Origin of the sequence: Sphingorhabdus sp. (assembly GCF_046596595.1) — a bacterium.
Lineage (GTDB): Bacteria > Pseudomonadota > Alphaproteobacteria > Sphingomonadales > Sphingomonadaceae > Sphingorhabdus_B.
Genome location: NZ_JBKJMB010000080.1, coordinates 1 through 1,195 on the forward strand (window position 1 = coordinate 1; position 1,195 = coordinate 1,195).

Below are 1,195 nucleotides of genomic sequence, written 5' to 3' on the forward strand. Positions count from 1 at the left end.
TGACAGCGTCCGCTGCGCCAGATTACCGAAACTATTGGCGAGGTCCGCGTTCACCCGCGTGACAATCGCTTCAGGACTGTAGCTCCCATCCTGACCAAAGCTGACTTCGCGCAAAAGGAAATAACGCAAGGCATCAACACCAAAAAGTTCAGCGAGCGCCATCGGGTCAACGACATTACCCAACGATTTCGACATTTTTTCGCCACGAGACAGCAGGAAACCATGGCCGAAGACCATTTTTGGCAAAGGCAGACCGGCGGACATCAAAAAGGCCGGCCAGTAAACGGTGTGAAAACGGACAATGTCCTTGCCAATGATATGGACGCTGGCGGGCCAGAACTTGCGCCACTCTTCCGTGTCATCAGGAAAACCAATCGCGGAGATGTAAGTCGTAAGCGCATCGAGCCACACATACATGACGTGGTTCTCGCTGCCGGGAACCTTAACGCCCCAGTCAAAGCTAGTGCGCGAAACAGACAAATCCTTGAGGCCACCTTCAACGAATTTCACCGTTTCGTTCTTGCGGCTATCCGGGCGGATAAAGTCGGGATTTGCAGCATAATATGCAAGCAATGGCTGTTCATATTTGGATAGCCGGAAAAACCAGCTTTCCTCGACAGTCCATTCGACAGGTGTTCCTTGGGGAGACATTTTTTGCCCCCCCTCCCCGTCAGTCAGTTCGCTTTCATCATAATAAGCTTCGTCGCGGACAGAATAATAGCCTTCGTAGCGGTCAAGATACAAATCGCCACTGGCTTCCAGCAGCTTCCAGATGGCTTGACTCGCTTTGTGATGATGGTCCGACGTCGTCCGGCAAAAATAATCCGCTGAAATATCAAGTATCTCGCACATCTGTTTGAAATATGACGACATTTCATCTGCAAGGTCGCGGGTTGCCGTGCCCGCTGCGCGTGCGGTCTGGTCCATTTTCAAGCCATGTTCGTCGGTGCCTGTCACAAAACACACCTCGCGGCCATTTAGTCGCTGAAAACGTGCAATGGCGTCGGTGGCAATGGCTTCATAGGCATGGCCAATATGGGGCTTGCCATTAGGATAGGCGATAGCAGTTGTGATGTAGAAAGGTTCGGACATGTGCACTCTTAATAAGATCTTACGTCCGCCCTTTATGCGCTTGTATCGAAGCCAGCAAGCTTCCCATTTGGAACACCACGCTTTGCTTATCCAGACTTAGCGC

General features: G+C 51.5%; 1 protein-coding gene. It reads right to left on the minus strand.

The features are described from left to right. A partial coding sequence (gene metG, locus ACLL9E_RS07925; RefSeq protein ID WP_411291198.1) for a methionine--tRNA ligase occupies positions 1-1,092 on the minus strand: 1,092 nt, incomplete at its 3' end. Positions 1,093-1,195 lie beyond the last annotated feature (103 nt).